Source organism: Vibrio cholerae (assembly GCF_008369605.1).
Lineage (GTDB): Bacteria > Pseudomonadota > Gammaproteobacteria > Enterobacterales > Vibrionaceae > Vibrio > Vibrio cholerae.
In genome coordinates, this window is the sequence record NZ_CP043554.1 from 1,807,638 (window position 1) to 1,821,594 (window position 13,957).

Annotated in this window: 12 protein-coding genes; 5 read left to right on the plus strand and 7 right to left on the minus strand. The window is 47.7% G+C overall.

Annotated elements, in window-relative coordinates; all coding sequences use genetic code 11:
• Nucleotides 1-216 precede the first annotated feature (216 nt).
• Nucleotides 217-1,071, plus strand: a complete 855-nt coding sequence (locus F0316_RS08370; RefSeq protein ID WP_001093848.1) for a MurR/RpiR family transcriptional regulator — start codon at nt 217-219, stop codon at nt 1,069-1,071.
• Between the two features lie 90 nt (nt 1,072-1,161).
• Here F0316_RS08370 and F0316_RS08375 read toward each other — a convergent pair whose 3' ends face one another.
• Nucleotides 1,162-2,409: an iron-containing alcohol dehydrogenase gene (locus F0316_RS08375; RefSeq protein ID WP_000486144.1), complete on the minus strand. Its 1,248-nt coding sequence runs from the start codon at nt 2,407-2,409 to the stop codon at nt 1,162-1,164.
• A gap of 308 nt (nt 2,410-2,717) precedes the next feature.
• Between F0316_RS08375 and F0316_RS08380 the strand changes: the two genes are divergently transcribed.
• Entirely contained in the window at nt 2,718-2,981 is a 264-nt protein-coding gene (locus F0316_RS08380) for a GrxA family glutaredoxin (protein ID WP_000498418.1), read from the plus strand.
• Between the two features lie 201 nt (nt 2,982-3,182).
• A complete protein-coding gene (locus F0316_RS08385; protein WP_001018084.1) occupies nt 3,183-4,859 on the plus strand; it encodes an aspartate:alanine antiporter in 1,677 nt (558 codons plus the stop codon).
• A gap of 68 nt (nt 4,860-4,927) precedes the next feature.
• Here the strand turns inward: F0316_RS08385 and clpA are convergent, their stop codons facing one another.
• A complete protein-coding gene (gene clpA / locus F0316_RS08390; RefSeq protein ID WP_000932415.1) occupies nt 4,928-7,198 on the minus strand; it encodes an ATP-dependent Clp protease ATP-binding subunit ClpA in 2,271 nt (756 codons plus the stop codon).
• A 38-nt stretch (nt 7,199-7,236) separates the two neighbouring features.
• Nucleotides 7,237-7,557, minus strand: a complete 321-nt coding sequence (gene clpS / locus F0316_RS08395) for an ATP-dependent Clp protease adapter ClpS (protein WP_000041728.1) — start codon at nt 7,555-7,557, stop codon at nt 7,237-7,239.
• Between the two features lie 472 nt (nt 7,558-8,029).
• On the opposite strand from clpS, the gene cspD reads away from it, so the two are divergent.
• A complete protein-coding gene (cspD, locus tag F0316_RS08400; protein WP_000190603.1) occupies nt 8,030-8,251 on the plus strand; it encodes a cold shock domain-containing protein CspD in 222 nt (73 codons plus the stop codon).
• Between the two features lie 98 nt (nt 8,252-8,349).
• Here the strand turns inward: cspD and F0316_RS08405 are convergent, their stop codons facing one another.
• Entirely contained in the window at nt 8,350-10,575 is a 2,226-nt protein-coding gene (locus F0316_RS08405; protein WP_149560404.1) for an NADP-dependent isocitrate dehydrogenase, read from the minus strand.
• Nucleotides 10,576-10,884: 309 nt separating this feature from the next.
• On the opposite strand from F0316_RS08405, the gene rluE reads away from it, so the two are divergent.
• Nucleotides 10,885-11,610, plus strand: coding sequence for a 23S rRNA pseudouridine(2457) synthase RluE (rluE, locus tag F0316_RS08410; RefSeq protein WP_149560405.1), 726 nt, complete (start codon nt 10,885-10,887; stop codon nt 11,608-11,610).
• Nucleotides 11,611-11,810: 200 nt separating this feature from the next.
• Here the strand turns inward: rluE and hisIE are convergent, their stop codons facing one another.
• The 3 genes from hisIE to hisA are packed head-to-tail and all read right to left on the minus strand — an operon-like array spanning nt 11,811 to nt 13,932.
• Entirely contained in the window at nt 11,811-12,443 is a 633-nt protein-coding gene (gene hisIE / locus F0316_RS08415; protein WP_101410740.1) for a bifunctional phosphoribosyl-AMP cyclohydrolase/phosphoribosyl-ATP diphosphatase HisIE, read from the minus strand.
• A complete protein-coding gene (gene hisF / locus F0316_RS08420; protein ID WP_000880146.1) occupies nt 12,440-13,213 on the minus strand; it encodes an imidazole glycerol phosphate synthase subunit HisF in 774 nt (257 codons plus the stop codon). Before hisF ends, hisIE begins: the two co-directional genes overlap by 4 nt.
• Nucleotides 13,195-13,932: a 1-(5-phosphoribosyl)-5-[(5-phosphoribosylamino)methylideneamino]imidazole-4-carboxamide isomerase gene (gene hisA, locus F0316_RS08425; protein ID WP_000586507.1), complete on the minus strand. Its 738-nt coding sequence runs from the start codon at nt 13,930-13,932 to the stop codon at nt 13,195-13,197. The genes hisF and hisA overlap by 19 nt, the downstream gene beginning before the upstream one ends.
• Nucleotides 13,933-13,957: the final 25 nt, after the last annotated feature.

A 13,957-nucleotide genomic window follows, 5' to 3' on the forward strand; every position in this document is an offset into this window, starting at 1 on the left:
AACACCACACCTCAAAAGTGTAGTTTTTATAAAATTTAATTGAGGCTTGTCATATTCTCACGGTCTTTCTGAGAGTTTCGTTTCTGGATCCATCACGCTTAGGTTTATACTCGGCTTATTGGCGTTGGTGGGTTTAACATTTGGAAGCCATTGATTTCTCCCCTATTGTTTCCAAAGCCCAGACCAACGAGTTGTTCTCTAGCCTGCGTGAACACTATGAATACATTAGAAAAAATTCAAAAAAACCTGGAAAACTTTAGCAAGTCTGAGCGTAAGGTTGCCGAAGTGATTATGGCATCACCACAAACCGCTATTCATTCCAGCATTGCTACGCTGGCAAAAATGGCGGACGTGAGTGAACCTACGGTGAACCGTTTCTGTCGCCGCCTTGATACAAAAGGTTTTCCGGACTTTAAACTGCATTTAGCTCAAAGCCTTGCAAACGGCACGCCTTACGTTAACCGTAACGTAGAAGAGGATGATGGCCCAGATGCTTACACCCACAAGATTTTCGAATCGACCATGGCGTGTCTGGATGTGGCGAAAAACAGTTTGGATCCCGTGCAAATCAACCGTGCTGTTGACCTGCTCACTCAAGCAAAACGTATTTCGTTTTTTGGCTTAGGCGCGTCCTCTGCGGTCGCACGCGATGCACAGAATAAATTTATCCGCTTCAATATTCCGATCAGCTGCTTTGAAGATATTGTGATGCAGCGAATGAGCTGTATCAACTGCACTGATAATGATGTTATTGTGCTGATTTCTCATACTGGCCGCACCAAAAGTCAGGTTGAAATCGCCAATCTTGCTCGTGAAAACGGAGCAACGGTGATCGCGATTACCGCTAAAGATTCACCACTGGACAAAGCCAGTTCATTATCGATCTGCTTAGATGTGCCTGAAGACACAGACGTGTATATGCCAATGGCAAGTCGCGTAGTGCAAATGACCGTGATCGATGTATTGGCAACTGGCTTTACTTTGCGCCGAGGTTCAGGCTTTAGAGAAAATCTTAAGCGCGTGAAAGAAGTGCTGAAAGATTCTCGCTACGACAAACTACCGCCTTACTAGGCCACACACAAAGACAGAATAACGGAGCCCAGTGGCTCCGTTTTCATTTTGAGTCAGAATAATGATGGCTTCCAATAAAGAGGAATAGGCTCAATGTTGCCCGCTCAAACGGCTCCCTTCCTCTTTTAGCAAATGGCGAATCTCCACCTCACCTTGTGATGCTCGAGGCTCTATCGCCGCAAGTGGTTGACAAGAGCAGACTTGATGCAGAATGTGAGTCAAGCGCTCCATGGTCAAAGGGATCGGGTTACCTTTAATCGCTGTTGATTTCAGTGCATCTGCGGCCACGCGTTCAAAAGAGGTCGCGCAGACACCAAAATCGGTCAAATTAGGAATCGATAATTTTTCTAGCATCATATTGACCCATAAGATGCCATCTTCCACACAGGCATTTTTACGGCCAGTCAGAATGCGCGAAACGATCTTGTAGCGCTGTAGAATATCACTGCGCCCAGCCTCTTTAGCCACATCAATATTTTCTCGCATTACAATCGGCGCAAGTCGCGCGGTAATCACACTGTGTGGCGCATCCAATTTGCCGCCCAGTGCAGAAGCCAGCCCATGGGCGGCCCCTAATTTGGCATTGGTTGTCGCCATTCCACCCAGCATGGCAGCGAAGGAGAGATCACTGCGTGCTTTTTTATCATCGCGCAAGCAGCCCGCGATCATCGCTCGGCTTAAACGCCGTAACCCTTCCTCACAAATCATATCGGTTAGAGGATTGGGCTCTCCACACACGTAAGCTTCCATAAGATGGGTAAACGCATCCATGGCTCCTCGACCAGACGTCACAGGATCTGTACCGTAAGTCAAAGTGGGATCAATGATCGCAACGTCCGCTAACATCTCAGGACTGCGCAAGCTAATTTTGACTCTGTCTTGCGCCGATTTCAGCACCGCATTACGCGTCACTTCAGATCCCGAGCTAGCAGTAGTCGGAATCGCGATAAATGGCAGTGGTTTGGCTTTGAGAGGCACACTGCGCCCAACCACCTCAACATAGTCATACACGTTGCCTTGATTGGGGATAATCGCCGCGACCGCTTTCCCCATATCCAGCACACTACCGCCGCCTATCGCAATCACCATGTCAGGTTTAAAGCGACGACCGAGCATCGCGGCTTCTTCAACCATAGTGATATTGGGCTCGCCAGAAACTACAACATGTTGGTAGCGCATGTTCTGCTGTTGTAGATAGGCCGTTAGAGGAGCATAGCGCTCAGCGTTTTTCCCCGAGACCAGTAGCACGCTGTATCCGTACTGGCTGATTATCGAAAGGGAGCTCTCTAGCGACCCCTCACCAAAGATGATCCGTGTCGCGGTCATAAACTGGAACATGCTCCCTCCAAGGCCTTTCACACATCAGATAGTGCTAAGCTTGCATCCAAATGGGAGAAATTTGTTTGACCCAGTGCAACTTGCCGAAATTAGCCACAAAAAATCTGCTAGTTCTTGCACAACATCACATAGAAATTGAGGATTTTCAATCTCTTCCATGATAACTGCGAGCCAAGAAGAGTGGTGAGAAAAAGCGAAGCAGAGAGTAAAACCATTGTTTTTATCTATTAAATCAAGAGGAAAAATCACGCTTTATTTCCCCCTTTGAATCGGGCATAGTACCCGCAAACAAAATGAAGGAGAAAGATATGTTTGTGGTCATTTTTGGTCGTCCTGGCTGTCCTTACTGTGTTCGTGCCAAAGAGCATGCTGAAACATTGAAAGCAAAGCGTGATGATTTTAACTATCGCTATGTTGATATCCACGCCGAAGGCATCACTAAAGCCGATCTAGAAAAAACCATCGGCAAGCCAGTCGAAACCGTTCCACAGATTTTCATCGATGAACAACACATCGGCGGCTGCACAGACTTCGAAGCGTACGCAAAAGAGAATCTAGGTCTATTTGACTAATAAAATGATAAATCGAAAAAGCCTGTGAATATCGCAGGCTTTTTTGTTCGTACGAGATTCTGCAGACTTAGGATTTTTTAGCTATTTCGCTCCAAATAATGCGCATCCGCGCAAAAATTCACTTATCTTTTTGCAATATTCGGATACAATTCCCAAAATTTTATTATTTCCCCTCTTGTCACGCGTGAATTGAGTTAAATCGTGAACATCGACGTCGTTTTGTTGCTAGAGCAAAATCCAATTTTGCTGATATTTGTTGTCCTCGCCATCGGTCTCTCTTTCGGGAAAATTCGCTTTGGCAGCTTCCAATTGGGTAATTCGATTGGAGTGCTCATCACCTCTCTGATCATGGGACATCTTGGTTTTTCCTTTACACCGGAAGCATTAACCATCGGCTTTATGCTCTTTATTTATTGTGTCGGCATTGAAGCGGGTCCTAACTTCTTTGGTATTTTCTTCCGCGATGGTAAACACTACTTAATTCTAAGCTTAGTGGTTTTGATCACTGCGACTTGGATTGCCTACTTTGGTGGTTACTATCTTAATCTGGATTATGGCTTAGCCGCCGGGATGATGGCGGGCGCATTGACCTCAACGCCCGTACTGGTAGGTGCTCAGGATGCGCTCAATTCTGGACTTGCCGCGGTACCAAGACATATGGATTTGTCACTGATTCTAGATAATGTCTCGGTCGGTTATGCGATGGCCTACTTGATCGGCCTTATCAGCATGATCATGTTTGCTAAATTACTCCCTAAGTTGCAAAAGCAAAACCTGTCCGATTCTGCTCAACAAATCGCGCAAGAACGAGGGTTAGGCAGTCAGCGTAAAGTCTATCTGCCGATCATCCGTGCCTATCGAGTCGGACCTGAACTGATTAACTGGATCGACGGTCGTAATCTGCGCGAGCTGGGTATCTATCGTCAAACAGGCTGTTATATTGAGCGTATCCGCCGACATGGCATTTTGGCCCATCCTGATGGTGATGCCATTTTGCAAGAAGGGGATGAAATTGCTCTCGTAGGTTTCCCAGATAGCCACGCTCGTCTTGACCCGAGCTTTCGCAACGGCAAAGAAGTGTTTGACCGTAACTTGCTCGACCTACGAATTTCAGAAGAAGAGATCGTGGTAAAAAGTGACAGCATTGCGGGAAAACGCCTCTCCGATCTTAACCTTTCGGAATACGGCTGCTTCCTTAACCGAGTCGTTCGTGCACAAATCGAAATGCCGATGGATTTGGATATCGTGCTCGCCAAAGGCGATGTCCTGCAAGTCAGCGGCGAGAAAAGCAAAGTAAAGGGGCTGGCAGATAAAATCGGTTTTATCTCAGTACACAGCCAAATGGCCGACCTGCTTGCCTTCTGTAGCTTTTTTATTCTTGGCATTCTGTTTGGTTTGGTCACCATGACCTTTGGCCAAGTTTCGTTTAGCTTAGGTAATGCGGTGGGGTTACTGCTCTCTGGTATCACTTTGGGCTTTTTGCGAGCCAACCACCCGACTTTCGGTTATGTTCCGCAAGGCGCACTCAATATGGTCAAAGACCTTGGTCTGGCCATCTTCATGGTCGGGATTGGGCTCAATGCAGGTAGCAAAATGTTCCAGCATCTCTCCGAAGTAGGTGTGCAAGTGATCGGCTTAGCCTTTTTAGTGAGCGTTGTACCTGTCGTGTTCGCTTACTTGGTTGGTGCCTACATTCTAAAGATGAACCGCGCTCTATTGTTTGGTGCGATTATTGGCGCGCGCACCTGTGCTCCGGCGATGGATGTGGTTAATGAATACGCTAAGTCTACCATTCCAGCACTGGGTTACGCGGGTACCTACGCGATTGCCAATATCTTAATGACCTTAACGGGCACCATCTTTATCTTGCTCAGTTAAATTGGAGTTATCCAATACTGTGGATCAAAAAAGGCACCTTGCGGTGCCTTTTGCGTATTGTGAGATGTCTAGTGAACCACCTCTTCACGAGTACCGAAATACTCGAAAGCCAGTCTGTCATCACTCAGCGTCACTTTCACTGTGCCACCATCGACTAACGAGCCAAACAACAGCTCATTGGCGAGTGGTTTCTTCAGTTGTTCTTGGATCACACGTCCCATCGGACGAGCACCCATCTCACGGTCATAACCTTTCACTGCTAACCAGTGGCGGGCATCTTCCGAGACTTCCAGAGAAACGCCACGCGCATCCAACTGAGCTTGCAGTTCCACGATAAATTTATCGACCACTTGATGAATCACACGCTCATCTAAGCTATTGAACCAGATAATGTGATCAAGACGGTTACGGAATTCGGGAGTGAACACCTTTTTAATTTCCGACATCGCATCATGACTATTATCTTGCTGGATCAAACCAATCGATTTTTTCACCGTTTCAGCTACACCCGCGTTGGTGGTCATCACAAGAATCACGTTACGGAAATCGGCTTTACGACCGTTGTTATCCGTCAGCGTACCGTTATCCATCACCTGCAATAGCAAGTTAAAAATATCGGGGTGCGCTTTTTCAATTTCGTCCAACAAAACAACCGAGTGCGGGTGCTTAATCACAGCGTCCGTCAGTAACCCACCTTGGTCATAACCCACATAACCTGGAGGTGCACCAATCAAACGGCTTACCGAATGGCGCTCACCGTATTCCGACATATCAAAACGTAGTAGTTCGATACCGAGCAGCTTAGAAAGCTGCAGAGTCACTTCTGTTTTACCAACCCCAGTTGGGCCTGCAAACAGGAAAGAACCGACTGGCTTATGTTCTGCGCCTAATCCAGCACGGGTCAGCTTGATCGCCTCTGTCAGCACATCAATCGCCGCATCTTGACCAAACACCAACATTTTCATCTTCTGATCCAGATTCTTCAGAATGTCTTTATCAGAAGAGGAGACGGATTTTTCTGGGATCCGCGCCATTTTGGCGACCATGGATTCAATTTCCGCCACACCGACCGTTTTCTTACGACGGCTTGCTGGCATCAAACGTGCCCGCGCACCCGCTTCATCAATTACATCAATCGCTTTGTCAGGCAGATGACGCTCATTAATGTATTTGGCTGAAAGTTCAACCGCAGCACGCAGCGCTTTATTGGTATAGCGCACATCATGGTGAGCTTCGTATTTGGTCTTCAATCCCATCAAAATCTTGGTGGTATCGTCCAATGAAGGCTCTACAATATCAATCTTTTGGAAGCGGCGAGATAGCGCACGCTCTTTCTCAAAAATGTTGCTGTACTCTTGATAGGTGGTTGAGCCGATACAACGCAGTTTACCGCTACTAAGCAGAGGCTTAATTAGGTTCGCCGCATCGACTTGACCGCCAGAAGCGGCACCCGCACCGATGATGGTGTGAATTTCATCGATAAACAGGATGGCGTCTTTCTCTTTCTCAAGCTGTTTCAAAATCGATTTGAAACGTTTTTCGAAATCACCACGATATTTGGTGCCCGCTAACAGCGAACCAATATCCAGTGAATAAATCACACTACGCTGAATCACTTCCGGCACATTGCCTTCAACAATTCGCCATGCCAAGCCTTCCGCAATCGCAGTTTTGCCGACACCCGCTTCTCCCACCAGCAGTGGGTTGTTTTTACGACGGCGACACAGAACTTGAATCGTGCGTTCCAACTCTTTGTCACGGCCAATCAGTGGATCGATCTGGCCTTGTTTTGCTAACTGATTAAGATTGGTCGCAAAACTTTCCAAACGCTCGTCAGCACTCACCTCTTCAGAAGTATCACTGCTGCCAAACGAATCGGAAGAAGAGTCTTCACTATGGTTAGACGCTTTGGTAATGCCGTGCGAAATAAAGTTGACAATGTCCAAGCGGCTGATGTCATTTTTCTTCAGCAGATAGGCCGCGTGCGACTCTTGCTCACTGAAAATCGCCACCAGCACGTTGGCTCCCGTCACTTCGCTTCGACCGGAAGATTGCACGTGGAACACCGCGCGTTGCAGTACGCGTTGGAAACTCAACGTCGGTTGTGTCTCGCGAGTTTCGTCATTTTTGGGGATAAGGGGCGTGGTCTGGTCGATAAAAGTATCCAGCTCACGGCGTAATACATCAATGTCGGCTTGACAGGCTAACAGGGCTTCCCGCGCTGCATCGTTTTCCAACAATGCAAGTAGGAGGTGCTCGACGGTCATAAATTCATGTCTTTTGTCTCGTGCCCGAGCGAACGCGCCGTTTAGACTCGACTCTAATTCTTTGTTAAGCATAAGGCCTCCTTAAGGAACAACCACATTGCCCGGCAAGTTTAAGCTTGCTCCATCGTGCACAAAAGTGGGTGCTCATTTTCCCTTGAGTACATCGTTACTTGAGCGACTTTCGTCTCTGCAACTTCTGCAGTAAACGTGCCACATATTGCTTTTCCTTCGTAATGCACTTTGAGCATCACTTGCGTCGCTCTCTCTATATCCATAGAGAAAAAGCGCTCAAGAATCTCAATTACAAAGTCCATCGGTGTGTAATCATCGTTGTTTAACACCACGTGATACATAGATGGTGGCTTAACCGCCGTCTTTTCTTTCTCCAGCAAATCAAAGTCTGGAGAGATCCATTCAAAGTTTTTACTCATGACACTTCAATATTTGAGGGCTTCTTACAGAGAATTCAACTATAAAGTGCTGTAAAACTAGCCGTTTAAACTCACTGACGGCATCCGCACTTTAATGAATTTCGCCTCTTACTTAGAGACTAATGCAGCAATTGTAACGCTGCAAATAAAACATTGCGAATGACGATCACGAATAGCGCGATTGCTTACTTTACCGACACCAATATGCAAGTTTGTTAATAATTTGCTTCGCGATTTGCAAATGACAAATTTATATAATTGCAATTGCAAAATTGAGTTTGCATATCAAACTGTGTGCTTTTATACGTTCGTCCTATTGACTGCGTTCAATCATCGTCTAAATTGGTCAATTAGTGACTAACGTTAAGCATAGGCTGAATCGCTATTCACTTTTGAGAAGTCAGGATGTCCTAGGGACAAATTGACGTTTCTCTTAAAACATCAGTTATAAAATGCATGAGGGATGTATAGCATGGCTACAGGTACAGTGAAATGGTTTAATAATGCCAAAGGCTTCGGTTTTATTTGCCCGGAAGGTGAAGACGGAGATATTTTCGCTCATTACTCAACCATTCAGATGGACGGATACCGTACACTCAAAGCCGGTCAACAGGTTTCTTATCAGGTGGAGCAAGGTCCTAAGGGATACCACGCGAGCTGTGTTGTGCCAATCGAGGGACAATCAGCAAAATAGTGGATTGATTGCCACACTAGCGTGCTTTGGCAATTTGCAAAGCACAAAAATAGAAACCCGCCCAATTGGGCGGGTTTTGTTTTGGTGTCTAAACTAGATTAACGGTCAATGATCGCGTTGAAGGTCGAGCTAGGACGCATAAGCGGAGCCACCTTCGCAAACTCAGGGGCGTAATAGCCACCCAAATCGCCAGGCTTGCCTTGCGCGCCATTCAGTTCTGCGACAATTTGCGCTTCTTTCTCTTCAAGCGCTTTTGCAATCGGAGCAAACTCAGCTGCGAGATCTGCATCTGCCGTTTGTTCAGCCAGTGCTTGCGCCCAGTAAGTCGCCAAATAGAAATGGCTACCACGGTTGTCAATTTCACCGACACGGCGTGAAGGCGATTTGTTCATATCGAGGAACTTACCCGTCGCTTTATCAAGCGCATCCGCCAACACTTGTGCTTTACGATTGCCAGTGACCACACTCAAGTGCTCCAGAGATGCGGCAAGCGCTAAAAACTCACCCAGTGAATCCCAACGCAAGTGGTTCTCTTTTTGTACTTGTTGTACGTGCTTCGGTGCCGAGCCGCCCGCGCCCGTTTCAAACAAACCACCACCGTTCATCAACGGAACGATAGAGAGCATTTTCGCCGAAGTACCCAGTTCAAGGATTGGGAATAAGTCAGTCAAGTAATCACGCAGCACGTTACCTGTTACAGAAATGGTGTCTTGTCCCGCCTTCATACGCACAAGTGAGTATTGCGTGGCTTCAACCGGTGACAGGATCTTGATTTCCAAACCAGAGGTATCGTGATTAGGTAGGTACTGATTCACTTTCTTGATCAGCTCAGCGTCATGAGCGCGTGCAGGATCCAACCAGAAAACGGCTGGCGTGTTGGAAGCGCGAGCACGAGTTACCGCCAATTTTACCCAATCTTGGATAGGGGCATCTTTTACCTGACACATGCGGAAGATGTCGCCCGCTTCCACGCTTTGTTCAAGCAGCACTTTGCCCGCTTCGTCAATCACACGCACCACACCTTCAGCATCCAGAATAAAGGTCTTATCGTGTGAGCCGTATTCTTCTGCTTTTTGTGCCATCAGACCCACGTTGGGCACACTGCCCATAGTGGTTGGGTCAAACGCGCCGTGCTGTTTACAGAAATCGATAACGGTTTGGTAAACGCCTGCGTAGCAGCGATCGGGAATCGTCGCTTTGGTGTCTTTCTGCTTACCATCAGGGCCCCACATTTGGCCTGAAGTACGGATCATTGCTGGCATAGACGCATCAACAATCACATCGCTTGGGACATGCAGGTTGGTGATACCGCGGTCAGAGTCCACCATCGCCAGAGCGGGTTGAGTCGCATATACCGCTTGAATCGCCGCTTCAATTTCTGCACGTTGCGCTTCTGGCAGCGATTGAATTTTCGCGTAGACATCACCTAGACCGTTATTAACGTCCACACCCAGTTGATCGAACAGTTGACCATACTTATCAAAAACCGCTTTGTAGTACACCTTCACCGCATGACCGAAGATCACTGGATCCGAGACTTTCATCATGGTCGCTTTCATGTGCAGTGAGAACAGCACGTCTTGCGCTTTCGCATCCGCGATTTCTTTTTCAAAGAAGGCAATCAGCGCTTTTTTGCTCATCACGCTGGTATCGATGATCTCTTTATCTTGCAGCGCAAAAGGCTTTTTCAGCACTTTCACTGCACCCTCTTTACCCACGAACTCAATCGTCACTTTAGTTGAGCCGCTCACCGTCATCGACTTCTCGCTACCGAAGAAATCTTTATCGCTCATGCTTGCAACATGTGATTTTGAATCCTTACTCCAAGCGCCCATGGAGTGCGGGTTTTTCTTGGCGTAGTTTTTCACCGAGGCTGGCGCACGGCGATCGGAGTTACCTTCACGTAACACGGGGTTTACCGCACTACCCTTGATCTTGTCATAAGTGGCTTTGATCGCTTCTTCTTCGTAGCTGCTCGGTTCTTCTGGATAATTTGGCAGTGCATAGCCTTTGTCTTGCAGCTCTTTAATCGCCGCTTTGAGTTGAGGAACAGAAGCTGAAATATTGGGCAGTTTAATGATGTTCGCTTCAGGCGTTTTTGCTAGCTCACCCAGTTCAGTCAACGCATCGCTGATACGTTGTTCTTCGGTCAAATGCTCAGGGAAATTAGCCAGAATACGGCCAGCTAATGAAATATCGCGTGTTTCTACGTTAATGCCTGATGAAGCAGTAAATGATTGAATAATCGGCAGTAATGAATACGTTGCCAGCGCTGGGGCTTCATCAGTAATGGTATAAATAATTGTAGGTTTATTGGTAGGCATGAACTTTCCCTATCTGTTCTAACAGCACCATTGGATGCAATGACACTGTGTGACTGTCCGTTCTCAAGTCGGCGACATCCCCTCAACCTGAGTACGATCTTCTCACTCTTGCAAATCCTGTGTTCGAATGACGTTGAGCCGCCTTCGAGCTCGTCCTTGAGTGAAGGTATTTATAATTAAACAAATTGAAGACAATAGTCTATTATCTTGTTCGTTAAACCTTTTCCCGGGCGCGCAAATGATAGCCGATCTCGCCTCTGCGGAAAACTTTCAAACACAGTTTATTTACATTTTTGCAAGGTGCTTAACATGTCATCTCGCTTGTCCAGCGATGCCACCTCCTCTTCTTCCGATCAACGAAAGTCGCATTTTAAACAAAGAGCCGCGAGAAACGCAGGCCATCCACCAACGAGAGCAAATCGAAAAAGTGTTGCTAACAAGAAAAGAAATGCCACTCAAACGGCTTTGTCACCTAAGCGCCCCCTTTCTCCTGCTGAGCGTAAAGTGGTCCTGTTTAATAAACCTTATGACACTTTAAGCCAATTTACCGATGGGGACGGAAGAAAAACCTTGGCCGACTACATCCCAATTAAGGATGTTTACGCGGCAGGCCGTTTGGATCGTGATAGCGAAGGGCTACTGATTTTGACCAATGATGGGATTTTACAGGCTAGATTGACTCAGCCGCAATCCAAAGCGCCAAAAACTTACTGGGTGCAAGTTGAAGGTGCGCCACAAGAGAGCGACCTTGAGGCATTGCGCCACGGAGTGACCTTAAAAGATGGCCCGACTTTACCGGCGAAAGTCGACATCATGCCCGAACCCACGCTTTGGCCACGCAATCCGCCGGTGCGTTTTCGCGCAGCAATTCCGACCACATGGTTAGCCATTACTTTAATGGAAGGGCGTAATCGCCAAGTACGACGCATGACGGCGCACATCGGTTTCCCGACTCTACGCTTGATTCGTTACTCCATGGGCGATTGGAACTTGGGAGATTTGCAGCCCGGTGAGTGGCGGGAAGTGACGCTTTAACACTCTGATTAATCAACGATATATAGCCAAACTACTTGGAGTTGCCGGTAGGCGGCAAATGAGTGAATCCCCATGAGCATAGATACACTATGTGATTGGGGTGAACGAATACAGCCAACACCGCTGCAGCTTCAAGTCGGAAGGCAATAACGCCCCAATAATGGGGCGTTATTGTTTGGTTGGAGAAACTCGTCTACCAATTACTTATGGCGTTCTTTCAGCTTATTGATCACATCATTCATGGCTAAGCCTTGCTCTTGCAGCAACACCAACAAGTGATACATCAAGTCGGCGGATTCGCAAATCAGCTCCTCCTTATCCCCTGCCGTCGCCGCCAGCGCGACTTCAACCCCTTCTTCACCCACTTTCTGCGCAATGCGTTTGGTGCCACGCGCATACAAAGAGGCCGTGTAAGAAGAACTGGGATCGGCATTTTTGCGCTCTGCCAACAGTTGTTCCAACTGATGAAGCCAAACCATTTGTGACTCTTCTTGTGCATCACCATCCCAACAGGTCACGGCGCCTGTGTGGCAGGTTGGGCCAATCGGGTTCACTTTCACCAATAGCGTATCTTGGTCGCAATCCAGCGCGATATTTTTCAGTTGCAACACATGACCTGAGGTTTCTCCCTTAGTCCACAAACGCTGTTTGCTGCGCGAGAAAAAGGTCACTTGTTGAGTATCAAGGGTTTTTTGCAACGCCTCAGGGTTCATATACCCCATCATTAAGACTTGGCTGGACTGAAAATCCTGCACAATCGCTGGCACAAGTCCATCGACTTTCTGCCAATCAATACGGTCGGTTAGCGTGGCAAATGGGCTTGCTGGATTCATCGTCTCACCTCAATTCCTTGTTGTTTTAGATACTGCTTGAGTTCACCGATATTGATGATCTGCTTGTGAAAAACCGAAGCGGCTAAAGCGCCATCGACGTTCGCTTGAGTAAAGGCTTGCGCGAAATGTTCCATCGCCCCTGCACCACCGGAAGCGATCAGCGGAACTCGGCACACCGAGCGCACTAAGTTGAGCTGCTCAAGATCGTAACCATTGCGCACACCATCTTGGTTCATCATGTTCAGTACGATTTCCCCAGCGCCGCGCTTTTGCACCTCTTGCACCCAATCGCAAGTTTGCCACTGAGTCGCTCGGGTGCGGCTTTCGTCACCGGTAAACTGATAAACCTGATATTGACCTGTTTCTTTATCAAAATAAGAGTCGATACCAACTACGATGCATTGCACGCCAAAGCGATCCGCAAGATCGGTGATCAGTTGTGGATTCGCCAGAGCAGGTGAGTTAATTGACACTTTATCTGCACCGAACTCCAAGATTCGTGCAGCATCTTGCGCCGATTTGATTCCACCCGCGACACAGAAAGGGATGTCGATCACTTCCGCGACTCGCGCGACCCAGCTTTTATCGACAACGCGACCATCACTGGAAGCGGTAATATCGTAAAACACCAGCTCATCCGCGCCTTCTTCGGCGTAACGTTTGGCCAGTGGCACAATGTCTCCAATGATTTCGTGGTTACGAAACTGAACGCCTTTCACTACCTGTCCATCACGTACATCCAGACAAGGAATTATCCGTTTTGCCAACATGCGAATGCCTCCTGCGCGGTAAATTTGCCATCCAATAGCGCGCGACCGACAATCACACCCGCAACGCCTGTGCCTTTCAGTGCCTCAATATCGGCGAGTGAACCAATGCCACCGGACGATTGAAACTGCACTTGTGGGTATTGACGGCAGAGATCGAGATACAGCTCAACGTTCGAGCCGGCTAGCGTGCCATCGCGGGAAATATCGGTACACAGTACGTGCTTTAAGCCAACCGTTAAGTAGTCATCAATCAAAGCTTCGATCGTCACGCCGGAATCTTCCTGCCAGCCAGAAATCGCGACTTTGCGCGTACCTTGTTCATCAATGTTGATGTCCAACGCTAAAACAATTTTCTCAGCGCCGTATTTTTCCATCCAGCTTTTGACCAATTGCGGCTGTTTAACCGCGGTTGAGCCCACCACCACGCGCTGCGCACCTGCTTCAAGCAGATCCACCACGTCTTGTTCGCTGCGTACTCCACCACCAATTTGAATATTGGCGGGTGTGCTCGCGAGCAGGCGAGCAATCAAATCCAGTTGGCGTGCTGCGGTATTTTTCGCGCCAGTTAAGTCCACCAAGTGCAACCAACCTGCCCCTGCTTGGTGGTACAAATTAAACTGCTCTGCTGGGTCTACTTTATATTCGGTCACTTGTCCGTAATCACCTTGATACAGACGCACAACCTGACCTTCAATCAAATCTAATGCGGGAATAATCATTGTGGTTCCTTGTATTGCGCCAGCT

Excerpts from the sequence above, each read along its gene's own strand:
- rluE (WP_149560405.1), top strand. The coding sequence starts at position 10,885 with ATGTCATCTCGCTTGTCCAGCGATGCCACCTCCTCTTCTTCCGATCAA.
- hisF (WP_000880146.1), bottom strand. The coding sequence starts at position 13,213 with ATGTTGGCAAAACGGATAATTCCTTGTCTGGATGTACGTGATGGACAG.
- hisA (WP_000586507.1), bottom strand. The coding sequence starts at position 13,932 with ATGATTATTCCCGCATTAGATTTGATTGAAGGTCAGGTTGTGCGTCTG.
- hisIE (WP_101410740.1), bottom strand. The coding sequence starts at position 12,443 with ATGAATCCAGCAAGCCCATTTGCCACGCTAACCGACCGTATTGATTGG.
- cspD (WP_000190603.1), top strand. The coding sequence starts at position 8,030 with ATGGCTACAGGTACAGTGAAATGGTTTAATAATGCCAAAGGCTTCGGT.
- F0316_RS08405 (WP_149560404.1), bottom strand. The coding sequence starts at position 10,575 with ATGCCTACCAATAAACCTACAATTATTTATACCATTACTGATGAAGCC.
- F0316_RS08375 (WP_000486144.1), bottom strand. The coding sequence starts at position 2,409 with ATGTTCCAGTTTATGACCGCGACACGGATCATCTTTGGTGAGGGGTCG.
- clpS (WP_000041728.1), bottom strand. The coding sequence starts at position 7,557 with ATGAGTAAAAACTTTGAATGGATCTCTCCAGACTTTGATTTGCTGGAG.
- clpA (WP_000932415.1), bottom strand. The coding sequence starts at position 7,198 with ATGCTTAACAAAGAATTAGAGTCGAGTCTAAACGGCGCGTTCGCTCGG.
- F0316_RS08380 (WP_000498418.1), top strand. The coding sequence starts at position 2,718 with ATGTTTGTGGTCATTTTTGGTCGTCCTGGCTGTCCTTACTGTGTTCGT.
- F0316_RS08370 (WP_001093848.1), top strand. The coding sequence starts at position 217 with ATGAATACATTAGAAAAAATTCAAAAAAACCTGGAAAACTTTAGCAAG.